Below are 15,790 nucleotides of genomic sequence, written 5' to 3'. Positions count from 1 at the left end.
CAATAATTGGTTAGTTCCGATCATGACCCAAAAGTGGGCGCAAAAACCACGTTGTAAAACTTTTTGAGAAGAAGAGAAAGAGTTGCGCGAAGAATGAGGGTTCTTACTACTGCGCGTAGCGCTTGAAAAAATCATCGGCATAAGTCCTTCCTATCGGAAACTCCTTGTCGCCGATAAAAATGGTAGTTCCTCTAACGGCCTCTATGCGGCTAAAAGGCAGAATGAAACTCCGATGCACGCGAATAAAATCAGCACCGAGTTTTTCCATCATATCTTTCATGGGCATTCGGGCCACGATGGTCTTCCGATCTTTGATGTAGATCTTGAGATAATCCGCCAGGCCTTCAATGAACAGGATATCTTCCAACGGAACTTTCACCAGGCTGAAATCGGCTCGAACGAAGATATTCTTTTCGGAACTCTGATTTTTGCTGTTAATGTAATCGAAGTATTCCTGCGCCTTTTTGATCGCTTGTGTAAAACGCTTCTGATTGATGGGTTTCAGCAGGTAATCGATGGCATTCAATTCGTAACTGGTCACCGCGTATTCGCTGAAAGCAGTCGTAAAGATCACCATCGTGTTCTGTTCCAACGACCTGACCAGGCTGATGCCGGTCATAGAGGGCATTTGTATATCACAGAAGATCAGGTCGACAGGAAACTTCCGCAAATGCCTTAATGCTTCGTTCGGTTGTGTGAACGTTTTCTGCAGATTAATAACGTTACTTTTATCGCACAGCGACTGGATCACGGTTAGCGCTAACGGTTCATCGTCTATGGCAATAGCATGTATCATTGCAAATTAATGTATAAGGAAACAAAAAATTCCTTTTCCGTATCATTGATAACCAGCATATTCTTCGAAGGATAGATCAAATTCAGCCGATGTTTTGTATTTTCGATTCCCAACCCGCTTCGCGCTGAAATATCACGCTGCACATTAACTTTATTATTCAACACCTTCAACTGAACTTCGTTGTTATTTATCGTTATTTCAACCTTGATACGGCTTTTTTGCTCTGAATTTACACCGTGCTTAAAAGCATTCTCGATGAACGGGATCAGCAGCATGGGCGCAATCTTCAATGGCGGGATATCGCCCGGGCTATGATACTCCAGCTTTACACTTCTATCCAAACGAATCTTCTGCAACTCAATAAAATTGGTGATGTAGTTTATCTCATCTTCCAGCAGAACAAAGTCTTGTTGGATATCTTTCATAGTATAGCGCATCATTTCCGAGAGCTTGTCGACCATGTCTGCCGCCTTGGGCGAATCGTCAATCGCCGTGGCGTAAATATTATTCAGCGTATTGAAAAGGAAATGGGGGTTGATCTGTGATTTGAGTGACGCAATTTGCGCCGAAAGCTTCTCACTTTCCGTTTGTTTTAACCGGTTGTATACCGTCCACAAAATAGAGGACACGATTGCCAGGAGCCATAACGAGATGGCGTTGATGATGATAACGGGAATAATCTTCTCGCTCGCCGGATGTTTTTGAGCCAACGTCTCGGAATTAAAATCCGAGAGAGAGAATATCGCGCTCAGGATCAGGAATGCCGTCACGATCGCCATCAACAGGAACAAACAATAGAGCCAATATTTCTTTGCCAGCAAAAACCGCGGAATGAGCAGAAAGTAATTGAAGTAGAATATGATCAACAGCACGGCACTTAACGCCACGCAGAGCAAAAGATACTTAGTATCAGATTCCGGATACAACGAGCCGAAGATCTGATCTGTTGAAACATAAGGAATGACCAGCAACAATATCCAGACTAAGGCATGTACCGCAATGGCGAACCGTTTAATTTTCATAACTACCGTGTAAGTAATCCGCAAACCAAAGGTATGTTTCTTTCGTCTCAAAAAATTTGAGATAAAGGGTGACACTTTGCGGAAGTATAGCATACCTCCTCTCCAATTACCTGATTATCAAACGACATCATGCTCTATCCACCACAAATACGCGTCATAGTCCGTGACAGGTATTTCTCCTGTTATGCCCAGCGCCCGGCACATCGCAACGACCTGGCCACGGTGGTACGAGCTGTGGTTGACTACATGTAGGATATATTCGTATCGGCGCTGGGTACTGTCGGAAACCCGGATTCTTTCAGTCAATTGTTGTTCATTCAAGGCCGACAGGCTGCTCGCCAGCTGCCGTGAGCTTACCACCAGATTTGCAATAACATGATCGACCGCGTTGCCCTCCGCCGGCAGTTTAAATTCATTGATCTGCTCTTTAACGATCACATCATACCAATAATTTTGTGCTGCCAGAATATGCTGAAGCGTCCGATCGATCGTCCCGAAGCTTGAACCTGTTTCTTCATAAAGAACGCCCGGGTCTATTGTCAACAACCAGGCAGTAAGGCGTTCGTTAGCCCACAGGTTGTAGCGGACGAAGCGGGTCGTAAGTTCCTGGAGGTACATGAATAGCATGATCTTTACAAAAAGATGGACATTTAAACAGAAATATCCAATCTTCTGGGGACGCTTCCCGTCCCACAGCAGCTGATACGGTTGCCAATGGGCCGTACTTTGGCTAAATTTCCCGCAAACAACACATTCCCGCTATGTTTGAAGGGTCGGATTTTCCCAGGTCGCTTGACGAAGAAACGTTTAACCTCTGGCTGGAGAATGGTCGTCAGAGCAAAATAGGCTACAACTATCTGCTTATTGTTTGGGACGAATATGAGTCGGAATATCGGGCCGTCTATGTCGAAAATCGCAAGGAAATCGGCAGCTATGAAAATTACAAGGAATCAACGGGCCGCGAATCGCTTGTCGCTGCGTATGATCTCTATTCGGAATCGAGAATTGCTTAAATGCTGATCGGTGTGCAACCATCTTAGCAGGGATATGTTTCCAGTATGAAAATAATATTGATCATCTTCGGAGTAGTGTTGGGAGTATTGCTCGTTATATTTCTAGTACTGGCAGTCGCGGCTTTCAACAGACGACCCAAATTCACCAGGAAAGGATTCACACCCTTAGAAAGAAACCTAATCGAAGAGTTCTGCGTGATGTTCTCCCCAGATATCCAGGAAAAGATCCGTCTACAAGTTAAATACTTCGAAGGCAAGAGAAAATGGAGACAGTACTGGGGCAAAAGCATGACCCTCGAGCTATATGATGACAAGGAAGTCCCCTTGCCCGAAAATGCAATATATGCCCGAAAAGACGAAGGCAAAATAGCCACCATACGCTTTAGTGTCAACCGCGTAAAGTACAGCATCGAGTTCAAGACCTACGACGGTCGTATCTGGGGGTGGGCTATCAGACCTAATCCGAAAAAAATTCAAAAAGGTTCAGCGATTGAGATTAGTAGTAAAAAGATCAATAACGATCCCGCAGAGAATACCGACGCCTACTACGAGAAAAAAGTATTCGAAACTATACCAGCCTTTCAGGGTATCTTGTTGGAACTGCAGGCCTGCTTTAAAATAATGGAAGCCAATCATCCGCTGAGGCCTGCTCAACGGCAGTTCTTCGAAAAGAATATCCTTTCAAAACTACCTCCCGACTATCTCTCCATCATAGAACAAGCAGAAGGAATCTCATTTGATCAATTCAGGATCCTGGGTATCTCCGAAATCCAGGACATTTCGCTTGATGATGGCAACTATAACCAACTAATTGAATTTGACGATGGATCCATCGCGGTAAAGGAGGGAAACAAAAAAGGCGATCTTTTCTATCTCCATCACTCCGGGCAAATTGATCAACTGGGAACCGATCTTGAATTAGTGATTCGGAAAAAATCGAAAGACTATCTGCAATAGGTCACGCAATCCAGGTTTCGACTCCAACGAAAATAGACCTTACAGTCACCGCAATCGTAGCAAATACCATATACACACGTTTGAATTCAGATAATATTTTTAATATTGTACGTTGCCTGACTTAACCTTGCTACGTTCATGGATGCACTAAACCAGCCTGGGAACAGAAACGAGCCTGGCTTTTTTGTTGCCAAGACACCGTTGGCCGCAGAAGAGCAGGAGCTATGGCGCTTGTTCCGGGGCGGTAGCCGGCAGGCCCTCAACGTTATTTTTGATTGTTATGCCCGCACGCTGTATTCTTACGGCCGGAACATCACACCCGATCAGGCACTGATCTCCGATTGCATCCAGGACGTTTTTGTTGAGCTGTGGACGAAACGCGGGAATTTGTCAGAAAGCGTCGTATTGTTAAAATTCTATCTCATCAAATCCCTCCGCCGTCGCATACTGCGACGTCTTTCTTCTGATAAACTCTCGCTGGGTGAACAACACATTCCGGAAGAATATGACTATACCGTAGAGTTCACCATAGAAGTCGACCTCATACAAGAGCAATTCTCGCAAGAAGTATCGCAACAACTGAAGAGCTCCCTGGCGGCGCTCAGTCCCCGTCAACAGGAAGCGATCTATCTTAAATTCTATGAAAACCTGGGCTACGATGAGATTGCCCTGGTAATGCAAACCAACGTCAAGGCAGTGTACAATCTGGTGGGTAAGGCCCTTATTTCACTGCGTCAGGTGTTGCGGTTGCCATCTCGCTGACGCTTGATCTTTTTCAAAAAAAACTTCCAAAACCGGGAGTAATAACGTTTGCACAGGTCTCTTTATAGGCAAAGGCCCTAGCCACCATGCACTATAAGGATTATACCGTCGAAGATTTTATCCAGGACGAATACTTTCAGCAATGGGTCTCATCTCCCAATGAGGCCCTGAATCAATATTGGGATTCTTTCCTACGCCACTATCCGCAACAAGCTGCTCGTGTCGCGGAAGCCCGGCAGTTCTTAGAAGCAATGAATTTTAAGCGCCCGGTATCCGACGCTTATATAGAGAACATGCGTTTCGATATGAATCGTCGCATCGATGAGCTGGAACAAAATACGACTTCAGCCTCGATAACCCCGGCCGCCACCACGCCACGGCGGCGCCGCATACTCTACTGTGCCGCCGCGGCATCGATCTTGCTGGCCGCAGCAGTGTTTGGCTACCGCACCTGGATGCCGGCCGGCATATCGCTTGCCACATCGCATGCCTGGAATGAGCAACGCTCGCTGAAAGGCGAAAAGGTCCAGATCACACTCGGTGATGGTACGACGGTCTGGCTGAACGGAGAAAGTACGTTGCGGTATGCAAACGACTTTGCCCACCAGGACCTTCGGGAAGTATACCTGGAGGGTGAAGCATTCTTTGACGTTGCCGAGAACAAACACAAGCCGTTTATTGTCCATACATCCGACATTGCCATCCGCGTATTGGGCACGGCATTCAACGTAAAATCGTATCTCAACGACAAGTCGGTCGAGACCACCCTGGTACGCGGCAAGGTGAGCATTGCCAATCAGAACACCCCTTCCCGGGAGCCGGTAACTTTATTACCCAACCAACAGGCCACGTTTTCCAAAAAATCGCAAGCGCTCACGCTCGCAAAAGCTGTCAACACAGAAAAATATACCGCCTGGCGTGAAGGCTGGATTGTCTTCGACGACTTGCCTTTTAGCGATATCAAGGCCACGCTCGAGCGTTGGTACAACGTCTCTATCGATGTGCAGAGTGAGCATTTTGGGAGCTGTACCTTTTCCGGAAAGTTTCAAAACAAATCGCTGGAAGAAATACTCGCGATTTTTCAAAACACAGCATCGATCACCTATCGCCTGGAAGGCAACCGGGTGCTGATCACGGGGGGATCATGCGAAGAATGATACCGATGCCAAAACCTAAAAAAAGTCGCCAATGAAATAATAGACCGCGCTAAAAAAAGAATCGGGAGGTGTTGGAAGCACCCCCCGACCTTAAACCCGGCTGCTCCAGGAGCCGCCGGGGTGTAATAAAATGACTCACACTTTATTAACTAACCAAAACTATGAAAAAATTTCTACTGAAATGCCTTTGCCTGCCGCAAAGGTGGTTCAGAACCCTATCCTTCTTGCCTATGATGCTGCTGATGCTATTATCGCTCAATACATTCCAGATCCAGGCTGCTGATACGGTTATCAAGCGTGAATCGATCTCTATCGAGTTCCGCAACATTTCGCTGAAGGAAGCATTCCACACGCTGGAAGAAAAAACGAACTATCACTTCTTTTATAGCACGAAGGCCGTCGACGACAAACAAATCATTTCGTTGTCGCTGCGCGACGAGAACATCGAAACGATCGTAAACGAGCTGCTGCGCGTCATGCCCGGCGTGAGCTACAGGATCCGGGGCGACCAGATCATGTTAAAAAAACAACGTAACACCCCTACCGAACCAGCCGCCCAACCCGAAACATCCGAACCCGCAACAACACCCGCGACTATCGCTGCTCAACCTGAACCACCTTCTTCCGTGGTCACCTACCAGATCACCGTATCCGGACGGGTCACGTCTGAAACCGGCGAAGGCATGCCAGGGGTAAGCGTGCTTCAAAAAGGAACCGCTAATGGCACCTCGACCGATGTGAACGGCGATTACACCTTGTCAATCTCCGAAGGCGACGCCGTGCTGCAATTCTCCTTCATCGGCTATCTGACACAGGAAGTGGCCGTCAACAACCAAACACGCATCGACCTGGCTATGCAACCCGACATCACCACACTGAGTGAGATCGTCGTTGTAGGGTACGGCACACAGAAGAAGATCAGCGTTACCAATTCAGTAAGCCAGGTTCAAAGCGAAGCAATTACACAACGGCCCGTCACTACACTCGGCCAGGCCATGCAAGGCCGCGCGCCCGGGCTGACCGTAATCGACCAGGGTGGCATGCCGGGCCGCTCGACCACAACGATGCGCATACGCGGGGTGACGAGCTTGCCCAACAATAACAACCCTACCAAGAACAACGCGCTGGTGATTGTAGATGGTATCGAGCAGTCGCTGGATTATATCAACCCCAACGACATCGAGTCGATGTCGATTTTGAAAGATGCCGCTTCTACGGCGATCTACGGTTCGCGCGCGGCCAACGGCGTAATCCTCATCACCACCAAGCGCGCAAAAGAAGACCGCGTGACCGTAACATACAACGGCTACTACGCCCTCCAGAACTCGGTCAACAACCCCGAAATGATGGACGTCGCATCGTACATGCGCCTCCAACAAGTGGCCTTCCAGAATGCAGGGCTGGCTGCTCCCGATATGTATTCCGATGCATCGATCCAGGAATGGACAACCAGCTCCGACCGCGAAAAATACCCGCTACCAAACGTATGGTATGACGAGCTGTTCCACACCGCCCCGCAGTTTAGCAACAACATCGCCGTTGCCGGTGGCAGCGAAAAGTTCAAGGCTCGAATGAGCGTACGCAACATGCGTCAGGACGCCTTGCTGAACGGTTACGATTTCGACCTGAAGGAAGTACGTTTGAACTCCGACTTCCAGATTTCCAAGAAGATCAGCGTATCGGGCGACTTGAACTACCGTCGTATGCGGTCCACCGCGCCGACGTTGGAAAGCACGATCTATGACCGCATATTCCACGGTTCGCTGTTTACCGTACCGAAATACTCCGACGGCACCTATGGTTTGAGTTCGCAGGGGCATAACCCGTTGATGTATGCCGAGATGGGCGGCAAGTCCAATCAGTACACGCAGAATATCATCGGCAACATCAGCGCCAGCTGGACGATCGCCGAAGGACTGAAATTCACCACGCAATTCTCGCCCCGAATCATCCTGACGAGTAAAAAAGATTTTGCAAACTCCTATACCAATCTTGACAAGACCAGGAACATCACCAAGGCAGTGCCAAACAACACGCTTAACGAGGCGCGCATCAACGCCACCGAGTATACTATCAACAACCTGCTGACGTATCAGAAGGCCTTTGACAAGCACGATCTCTCGGCGCTGGTGGGCTACTCGGAGATCTCCAACGTTACCGACTCTTTGTCAGCGTATCGTGAGCGGTTCTATAACAACAACATTCAGTCGATCAGCCAGGGCGCTAACGACGGCACCAAGAACAACGGCGGTAATGACTCGAAGTGGGGGTTGCGTTCATACATGGCACGCGTAAACTACTCCTACGCCGACAAATACCTCTTTGAAGCCAACGGTCGCTACGATGGTTCTTCACGATTCACCGGCAGCAACCAATATAGTTTCTTCCCCTCCTTTTCGGCGGGATGGCGTATCTCCGAAGAGTCGTTTATGAGCGGCATCAGCTTCCTGCAAGAGTTGAAGCTTCGCGGTTCATGGGGCAAGACCGGCAACCAGGCTGTAGGCCTCTACAGCTACTACCAGTCGCTGAATGCTTCGGCCTACTCGTTTGGAGGCACATCCGTAATAGGATATAAACCTACCGTACTGGCCAACCCGGATATTACCTGGGAGACGACCACACAAACCAACGTGGGTATCGATGCCCAGGTGTTGGAAGGCTTGACACTCTCATTTGACTATTATAAGAAACGCACGGATGGTATCCTGATCAACCTCCCGATCCCTGCGGCCGTGGGCTTTGCCGCACCCCCGCAAAATGCCGGTGTTGTCGATAACAAAGGTTTTGAGATCGTTTTGGGCTACCGGGGCGAGGTACGCTCCGCATTCAAGTATAACGTAGAAGGCAATATGTCTGTCAATAATAACAAGGTGGTGAGCCTGGCAGGCACCGGTCCGTACATCTCGGGCAACGATATCGACCCGCGGTATATCATTAAAGAAGGATTGCCCATCAATGCACACTGGGGCTACGCGACCGGCGGGCTTTTCCAAACACAGGAGGAAGTCGATTCCTACCCTACATATGCCGCCAACACAAAACCAGGCGATGTAAAATACCTGAATCTGAACAATGACGATGTGATCAATGCCGACGATATGACCATGATCGGCAAATCGTTCCCGCGCATCACGTTCGGTATGAACATCAACATGAGCTATAAGAATTTTGAGTTGGCACTCTTCTTCCAGGGTGCCGGTGATGTCGACACACGCCTTTCCGGTGCCCTGGCCGAGATGGGTAACAATGAAGGGTTCGTTTCGGATGTCGTAACTGGCAACTACTGGACGCCCGAAAACCCGGGAGCTAAGTTTCCACGGCCTGTCAAACGCGACTTGCGTAACGTCAATACCTCGGACCGCATGATCATCGACGCATCGTACCTCAAGCTGAAAAATGTACAGTTGACGTACAACTTGCCACTGCCGCTCGTCGAACGCATACGACTGACGCGCGCGAGTGTATACGCTTCCGCTACCAACGTACTGTCGTTCTCCAAGCTGAAAGAGTGGGGCCTCGATCCGGAAGTCGGTTCCGGCCGTGCTTTGTACTATCCGCAAACGTCGTTGATGACGTTGGGACTTAACCTTCAGTTTTAACAAACTAACCAGAAATCAACATGACGCTTAAGCAATATATTATCGGCACTGCACTCCTGGCGACAGCACTGTGCAGCACCCGTTGCACGGACGATCTCTTGGATACCGTTCCAAACGACCGCCTGGCGCAAAGCTTCTTTTGGAAGACCGAAAACGATGCGAAGTTTGCCGTGAACGCCGCCTATCCATACCTGGATGACCCCAACCGCATCTTCCGTCGCGACGCCTATTCCGACATCGGCCACGTAAACGAATTCTTCTCGGTCAATGCGCTGGTAGAACAGAACCTGGATGCTTCCAGCTCCGTCGTTGCCGAAGAATGGACCTTCGCCTACAACGGTATCGCGGCCGCAAACTTTGTGCTGGACAACATCGACAAGATTCCGGTTACCGATGCTAACACGGCTGCCCTGGCACAGTATAAAAGCGAAGCGCGGGTATTGCGTGCATACCAATACATTAAATTGGTGGGCCTGTTCGGCGATGTACCCCTAGTAAAGAAGAACATTTCGATCGAAGAGGCCCGCCAACTGACGCGCACACCTTCCAACGAGATCTGGGACTTTGTCGACGCTGAGCTTCACGAGGCTGTCGACGGACTGAAGGACACTTATCCCGCCGCCGACAAAGGCCGGATGACCAAGGGTGCCGCGTTGGCCCTGGCTGCCCGCGCCAACCTGTACGCCGGACGCATGGAGAAAGCGATCGCTGCCGCACAGGCCGTGATGGACCTGCACGTATACGACATCTATCCCGAATATGGAAAACTGTTTTCGTATGGCGCTGAAAACAATATCGAGGTGATCATCGACCGCCAGTACCTGAAAGATGTTCTTTCGAACCAGGTGTTTGCCATCATGGCACCATATAGCGTAAACAACACGACATCACCCAGTCCGAACATGTACGTACCCACGAAGGCGCTGGCCGATATGTATACCATGAACGATGGCATACCGATAACCGATGCAGCCAGCGGTTTTGACCCATACAATCCCTACACCAACCGCGACCCGCGTTTGACGTTCTCGTTGTTTGTGCCCGGCAGCAACCTGCCCAACGGAAAAATATTCGATCCACGCCCGAACAGCGGTACACCCGACGCCATTGGCAGCACTTATTTCGCACCATCGACCGGCTACGCTGTAAAGAAGTATGTAAACATCGAAGACCTCAACAGTAAAACCAACAACGGCATCAACATTATTCAACTGCGGTACGCCGAGGTATTGCTGACTTACGCCGAAGCAAAGATCGCGTTGAACCAGATCGATGCCAGCGTGCTCGATGCCATCAACGACGTACGCCGGCGTAACGACGTTAACCTGCCGGCGCTCGAAGCCGGACTGACACAGGACGAACTCACCGATATTGTACGTCGCGAGCGCACAATAGAGCTCGCCTTCGAAGGCCATCGGCTCTTCGACATTCGCCGCTGGCGCATTGCCGGAGATGTGGTGCCGGGCAATGTGTACGGAATTACATACGACGACGGTGGCACACTGAAAACGATCGAGGTACCTTCATTCACCAAACAGTTTGATCCTTCGCGGAACTACCTGTGGCCCATTCCGCAAAACGAGCGTGTACTCAACCCCAACCTATCCAAAAACGACGGCTGGTAAACCTGTATGATCAACCCATGAAATATATCCTTGTATTCCTACTTCTCGGGGCCGGCGTATGGTGCGGCCATGCACAGCCCAGATCACGGCCCAACGTCATCGTTATCTTTATGGACGATATGGGCTACGGCGATACGGAGCCTTACGGCATGACGGGCATCCCAACGCCCAACTTTAACCGGTTGGCCAAAGAGGGCACACGTTTTACGCACTTCAACGCCGGCCAGGCTGTTTGCACCGCGTCGCGCACAGCGTTGCTGACGGGCTGTTACCCCAACCGCCTCGGCATGACGGGCGCGTTGCTTCCCGGGGCCAAACGCGCGCTGAATCCCGACGAAGAAACGATTGCCTCGGTGTTAAAGAGAGCGGGGTATACCACGGCCATGCTAGGCAAATGGCACTTGGGCAACCGGCCGCCGTTCTTTCCCATCCATTACGGTTTCGATAGCTTTTACGGCATACCGTACTCGCACGACATCTGGCCTATGGATTTCACCGGAAAACGCATTACCGACATGTCCGACTGGCGCGCCCGCTGGCCCGTGTTGTCACTCTATCAGAATGACACGCGTGTAGATTCTATCACGAGTCTGAACGACCAGGCAAAGCTGACAACGACGCTGACCGAACGCGCGGTGAACTTCATCCGGACGAATAAGAAGGCGCCGTTCTTTTTATACCTGGCACACCCCATGCCACATGTGCCACTGGCAGCATCGGAAAAGTTCAGAGGCAAAAGTGAGTTGGGAATATTTGGCGATGTGATCATGGAGATCGACTGGTCTATTGGCGAGATCCTGAAAACGCTCGACAAGGAAAAACTGGCTGACAACACGCTGCTGATCGTCACCAGCGACAACGGCCCCTGGTTGAACTTCGGCGACAACGCCGGCTCAGCCGGAGGCTTCCGCGAAGGTAAGTCTACGTCGTGGGAAGGCGGCACGCGCGTGCCTTTACTCGTACGCTGGCCAGGAAAAGTCGAAGCCGGTGGCATCAACAGCCAGCTGATGACCAACATGGATATTCTCCCGACGATCGCTGCAGCCACCGGCGCCACACTGCCACAGAAAAAGATCGACGGCATGAATTTCCTGCCGCTATGGCTCAAGCAATCGGACAAAGGACCTCGCGAAGTGTTTTATTATTACTTCGGCGCCAATAATCTGGAGGGCATACGCTACAAGCACTGGAAGCTTGTGCTGAAGCACACGTCGGGTTCGTACGCGCCGCAACATGGTACCGGCGGTAAAGGCGGCGCCATCGACAAGGTAGAGGTGCCCCAGGCGCTATACGACCTGTCGCATGACCCAGGTGAAGCGTATGACGTGCAAAAAGTATACCCTGACATCGTCACAAAGCTGCTGGGCTTTGCCGAAGAGGCGCGACAAGACCTCGGCGATGATTTGACGAACCGGCAGGGTAACAATATACGGAAGCCCGCCGTGGTAGACTAACTGCCATCTTTCTAAACCAGAAAGGCCGTCTTCCACAAGAGACGGCCTTCTTTATATCGACAATGATCGACGTGCTATTACTTCAGCGCATTTTTCAACTCCGCAGCAGCGGCCCGCAACGCCGGCTGTACTGCCGGCAGATTAGCCAGCGGATTCAGAAGCCCATGGTCGTCGCGCACGTCAAATAAAATTTATCATCGTAACGTCGAATCCAAAAAACCCACCAACGCCAGCCGCGTCGGCTCCGTATCGAACATCGGCCCATAATGCGGCGCATCCTTCACCACCGTCAGCGAATTACGCACCTTCGCCAGGTCGAGCCACGCCTTTAAAAGATAAGACTGTGCAGTCGGCACATCCGGATCCTTCTCCCCATGCACAATAAAGAACGGCGGATCCGCTTTATCGACATACGTTGCAGGACTAGCCTGTTTCGCCAAATCCGGCCGCACCAGTGGCGAAGCACCGAGCAATATAGAGACCGGATCACCCGTCTGCGTCGGAAGCATATTACCATAGAACAACAAAAACTCCGACGGCCCATAAAAATCCACCACACCGCGGATGGCAAAAGTAGGCTTGCGCCCACCTGGGTAAAAAGCCGTCACCTGGTTATTAAGCGAGAGCGCTAACAACGACGCCAGGTGCCCACCCGCCGAAAAGCCCATCAACGCGAAATGACCGCGGTCGATCTTATACTCGCCGGCATGATCATGCAGGAACTGCACAGCCTGGATACAATCCTGGATCTGCGCGGGAAAGATGGCCGTCGTACTGTGCCGGTAATCGATCGATGCCAGACCGTAACCCTTCTCCAGGATCGTCCGGATCGTTCCGGTCATATAGCTCATATCGGCATACTTGTCGTTGTGCATCCAGCCGCCGCCGTGCACCCAAATGACCAGCGGCACATTACCTTTCGCACCCGGCGGCAGGTATATATCCAGCAAGTGTTTCTTTACAGTATCACCCGCATAGGCGATGTTGGAATGGAAGGTAGTTCCGGCGGGGAATGCATCCTTGATCGTTTCCGGGGGTTTAGGAAGTTGCTGGCAAACGGCTACACCCGTCAGCAACAGCAGGTTCAGGATCGTAAAAGATAGTGTCTTCATAAGGGGATTGAATGGATTTTTTTAACGATATCGATAACCACAAGTTACTACAGAGCGTACGAACGGCGTCTTCATCCTCACCAACAACCCCACCATGACCACGCAATACCGCTATTTACGCCAACGGGAGTAGATCACAGCATCTGGCCGCATCTGGCGCAAGTTTGCAACTTGTGCCTGAACGGTAGGCAGTTTGTAACTGCCGTCAGCTCACCTGGAAATACTTTCATCAGGGAATCAATACGCATCTGGCGCAAGTTTGCAACTTGTGCCTGAACGGTAGGCAGTTTGCAACTGCCGTCAGCCTTTGTCTCACCTGGAAATGCGCCTTCAAAGAAATCAACATACATTATTTTACCCTGGAGTAAAACACAAATGTATTACCCTTATTAAACCCCCGCTCCTCCAGGATCTTCCGCATCACCATGTTATCCGCAGCGGTCATCACCTCGATCAACGTAATGCCCAGGGCATCCAGGTCCTTTTCATAGTGCTCCAGGAGCGCCGAGCCGACGCCCTGCTGTTGTGCCCGCGGGTCGACGATCAACGTTTCGAGATGGGAATACGTATCGTGATAGTCCGCCATCAAAGCCCCGGCTAACATTCCGCCGGATTCACACACAAATATCTTCTTCCTGCTATCGTGAATATACTCCGTAATATCCCGTTCACCAAAACCGGTACTGTCCTCCCCAAAGATGCGGGTATCGCTGTTAAATAAAGTGGTAAGCATCGCAATATCTTTTTGCTCAGCCGTACGGATCGTGCGTGTCATAGGAAGGCCCCACAGGGTCAGACCACAAAAATAACGATTAGGCAGACTTCGCCAATCAGCGTAACACCGCCACAAAGTCCTTTTTAGGACTCTCGCACACATGGCAGTGATACGACGCCGGCAGCTTTTCGAACGGTACGCCGGGCAGGATCCCGGCAGTGGCATCACCATATTGCTCGTCGTAAACCGTCAGGCAGGCCGGGCATTGATAGACCGTGCTCGTGCGCGCCGGCTGCGACGCAGGCACAAAAGCCTGCTGTTGCTCTTTTTCCGGATTCAGCTGCCGGAAGTACACCTTGCTAAGCTCGATCAGTAAAGCCGGGATCAGCTCCCGCCGCACATGCTGCGCATACGGATGGTACACGCCGTGATTGGGGTTGAAGTTGTGCGCGTACAAAATGGTATAGAATTCCCCCGGCAATGCACCGGCAGGTTTCTCACGCTCGATCACCACCGACGTAAAATACACCATATCACGGTGCGTCTTGATCGTAAAGGTCAGACCGTGCGTGCTGATATCCTGCTGATCCAGCTCGCGCACCAGGAACCGTTTCAGATCGAGCGCCTCCAGGTCCGTCACCGGCAGGTGCCAGTTCAATTCCAGAGAAGAATGGCGCTCGTTGATGCCATACTTACCCATGAGCTTTTCCCACCGCAGACGGTCGCTGGCCTTGATGCCCTTCAACACAAAGGCTTTCCAGGGAATGATGTTGACCTTGCCGATATTGATCTCCTGGCACAGGCGACACGCCGCGCTCATAAAGTCAATGTCATACTGGTTGTCGCGCCAGTACAACCCCAGCCAGTACTGGTTGTTCAGCATCGCGTTGAGCCCTTCGTAATACGGGAACGGGATCTCCGAAAGCTTCAGCTTTTCCGACAACGGTTTATAGTTGATGCGCACCTTCTCGTTGTTCAGCACCAGGTTCAGCTCCTCCGTGGTGAAAGGATGATACCCCAGGATCAGCTTCTCCAACTCCCGGGCCATGCGCGGTATGTCCTGCCCGAAGATCAGGCGAGGCCAGCACTCCAATGCATTGGCTTTGCGGGGGTCGCGTATATACAGGTACCAGTAGTGCTCCTCGCGCGAAGCGATAAAATTAAGCTCCCCCGTAAACAGCGGCACCAGGCTTTGCAACGGATCGACAATGTTGATCTTCAGCCGGGGCTTGTAATCAAAGCTGTCGATCAGCACGTTATACGTGTCTTCCTTCAGCCACCGCGTGGTGTCCACGACATTGACCGCCACGTAAGAGCTCACAATGTTTTGATACGCCGATTGGTCACTGCCCAGCTCATAGTCGATCTGGATCGCCTGAAAGCTCTCCGCCAGCGTGCTCTCATCCGCGCCGTTGGCCGGAAACATAATATCCTGACGCGAGCCGAACGATACGTACTTGTTCCCGAGCGAGCGCGACAGCTCCATGATCTTGAGCAAGTCCACCGGCGAAAGAAAGCCCCCTTTGACAAAAGCTCGTATAAGATTGCGTTTGGCGTGTGTCTCCATGAAAATTCGCG

13 protein-coding genes are annotated in these 15,790 nt (G+C 50.9%); 7 read left to right on the top strand and 6 right to left on the bottom strand.

Features of this window, described 5'->3' with window-relative positions; translation table 11 throughout:
* Positions 1 to 106: 106 nt before the first annotated feature.
* The 3 genes from KK078_RS06195 to KK078_RS06185 form a co-directional block, all read right to left on the bottom strand.
* A complete protein-coding gene (locus tag KK078_RS06195; protein ID WP_254089378.1) occupies positions 107 to 796 on the bottom strand; it encodes a LytR/AlgR family response regulator transcription factor in 690 nt (229 codons plus the stop codon).
* Positions 793 to 1,869, bottom strand: a complete 1,077-nt coding sequence (locus tag KK078_RS06190; RefSeq protein WP_254089377.1) for a sensor histidine kinase — start codon at positions 1,867 to 1,869, stop codon at positions 793 to 795. The genes KK078_RS06195 and KK078_RS06190 overlap by 4 nt, the downstream gene beginning before the upstream one ends.
* Before the next feature lie 66 nt (positions 1,870 to 1,935).
* Positions 1,936 to 2,436, bottom strand: coding sequence for a DinB family protein (locus KK078_RS06185; RefSeq protein WP_254089376.1), 501 nt, complete (start codon positions 2,434 to 2,436; stop codon positions 1,936 to 1,938).
* Between the two features lie 143 nt (positions 2,437 to 2,579).
* On the opposite strand from KK078_RS06185, the gene KK078_RS06180 reads away from it, so the two are divergent.
* The 7 genes from KK078_RS06180 to KK078_RS06150 all read left to right on the top strand — a co-directional run bounded on the left by KK078_RS06180 (position 2,580) and on the right by KK078_RS06150 (position 12,385).
* Complete coding sequence (locus tag KK078_RS06180) at positions 2,580 to 2,831, top strand: hypothetical protein (protein ID WP_254089375.1); 252 nt, start codon at positions 2,580 to 2,582, stop codon at positions 2,829 to 2,831.
* A gap of 45 nt (positions 2,832 to 2,876) precedes the next feature.
* Positions 2,877 to 3,788, top strand: coding sequence for a hypothetical protein (locus tag KK078_RS06175; protein WP_254089374.1), 912 nt, complete (start codon positions 2,877 to 2,879; stop codon positions 3,786 to 3,788).
* Positions 3,789 to 3,926: 138 nt separating this feature from the next.
* Entirely contained in the window at positions 3,927 to 4,550 is a 624-nt protein-coding gene (locus KK078_RS06170; RefSeq protein WP_254089373.1) for an RNA polymerase sigma factor, read from the top strand.
* Between the two features lie 86 nt (positions 4,551 to 4,636).
* Positions 4,637 to 5,707, top strand: coding sequence for a FecR family protein (locus KK078_RS06165; protein ID WP_254089372.1), 1,071 nt, complete (start codon positions 4,637 to 4,639; stop codon positions 5,705 to 5,707).
* 230 nt (positions 5,708 to 5,937) lie between these two features.
* Positions 5,938 to 9,306, top strand: coding sequence for a TonB-dependent receptor (locus KK078_RS06160; protein WP_254089371.1), 3,369 nt, complete (start codon positions 5,938 to 5,940; stop codon positions 9,304 to 9,306).
* A 20-nt stretch (positions 9,307 to 9,326) separates the two neighbouring features.
* Positions 9,327 to 10,931: a RagB/SusD family nutrient uptake outer membrane protein gene (locus tag KK078_RS06155; RefSeq protein WP_254089370.1), complete on the top strand. Its 1,605-nt coding sequence runs from the start codon at positions 9,327 to 9,329 to the stop codon at positions 10,929 to 10,931.
* Between the two features lie 17 nt (positions 10,932 to 10,948).
* On the top strand, positions 10,949 to 12,385 hold the full coding sequence (locus KK078_RS06150; protein WP_254089369.1) for a sulfatase family protein: 1,437 nt from the start codon (positions 10,949 to 10,951) through the stop codon (positions 12,383 to 12,385).
* 194 nt (positions 12,386 to 12,579) lie between these two features.
* On the opposite strand, the gene KK078_RS06145 is transcribed toward KK078_RS06150, so the two are convergent.
* The 3 genes from KK078_RS06145 to KK078_RS06135 all read right to left on the bottom strand — a co-directional run bounded on the left by KK078_RS06145 (position 12,580) and on the right by KK078_RS06135 (position 15,779).
* Positions 12,580 to 13,497 carry an alpha/beta hydrolase gene (locus KK078_RS06145; RefSeq protein WP_254089368.1) on the bottom strand — a complete coding sequence of 306 codons (918 nt, stop codon included), beginning with the start codon at positions 13,495 to 13,497 and terminating at the stop codon, positions 12,580 to 12,582.
* A 349-nt stretch (positions 13,498 to 13,846) separates the two neighbouring features.
* Entirely contained in the window at positions 13,847 to 14,272 is a 426-nt protein-coding gene (locus KK078_RS06140; protein WP_254089367.1) for a GNAT family N-acetyltransferase, read from the bottom strand.
* 55 nt (positions 14,273 to 14,327) lie between these two features.
* Positions 14,328 to 15,779: a rubredoxin gene (locus KK078_RS06135; protein WP_254089366.1), complete on the bottom strand. Its 1,452-nt coding sequence runs from the start codon at positions 15,777 to 15,779 to the stop codon at positions 14,328 to 14,330.
* Positions 15,780 to 15,790 lie beyond the last annotated feature (11 nt).

The organism is Dawidia soli (genome assembly GCF_018598185.1).
In the GTDB taxonomy this organism is placed as follows: domain Bacteria; phylum Bacteroidota; class Bacteroidia; order Cytophagales; family Cyclobacteriaceae; genus Ohtaekwangia; species Ohtaekwangia soli.
This window is presented reverse-complemented; position numbering and strand designations above follow the sequence as displayed.

What these genes read in the sequence shown, in the direction of transcription:
- KK078_RS06175 (WP_254089374.1), top strand. Translation starts at nt 2,877, where the DNA reads ATGAAAATAATATTGATCATCTTCGGAGTAGTGTTGGGAGTATTGCTC.
- KK078_RS06155 (WP_254089370.1), top strand. Translation starts at nt 9,327, where the DNA reads ATGACGCTTAAGCAATATATTATCGGCACTGCACTCCTGGCGACAGCA.
- KK078_RS06140 (WP_254089367.1), bottom strand. Translation starts at nt 14,272, where the DNA reads ATGACACGCACGATCCGTACGGCTGAGCAAAAAGATATTGCGATGCTT.
- KK078_RS06160 (WP_254089371.1), top strand. Translation starts at nt 5,938, where the DNA reads ATGATGCTGCTGATGCTATTATCGCTCAATACATTCCAGATCCAGGCT.
- KK078_RS06170 (WP_254089373.1), top strand. Translation starts at nt 3,927, where the DNA reads ATGGATGCACTAAACCAGCCTGGGAACAGAAACGAGCCTGGCTTTTTT.
- KK078_RS06195 (WP_254089378.1), bottom strand. Translation starts at nt 796, where the DNA reads ATGATACATGCTATTGCCATAGACGATGAACCGTTAGCGCTAACCGTG.
- KK078_RS06135 (WP_254089366.1), bottom strand. Translation starts at nt 15,779, where the DNA reads ATGGAGACACACGCCAAACGCAATCTTATACGAGCTTTTGTCAAAGGG.
- KK078_RS06145 (WP_254089368.1), bottom strand. Translation starts at nt 13,497, where the DNA reads ATGAAGACACTATCTTTTACGATCCTGAACCTGCTGTTGCTGACGGGT.
- KK078_RS06180 (WP_254089375.1), top strand. Translation starts at nt 2,580, where the DNA reads ATGTTTGAAGGGTCGGATTTTCCCAGGTCGCTTGACGAAGAAACGTTT.
- KK078_RS06185 (WP_254089376.1), bottom strand. Translation starts at nt 2,436, where the DNA reads ATGTACCTCCAGGAACTTACGACCCGCTTCGTCCGCTACAACCTGTGG.
- KK078_RS06165 (WP_254089372.1), top strand. Translation starts at nt 4,637, where the DNA reads ATGCACTATAAGGATTATACCGTCGAAGATTTTATCCAGGACGAATAC.
- KK078_RS06150 (WP_254089369.1), top strand. Translation starts at nt 10,949, where the DNA reads ATGAAATATATCCTTGTATTCCTACTTCTCGGGGCCGGCGTATGGTGC.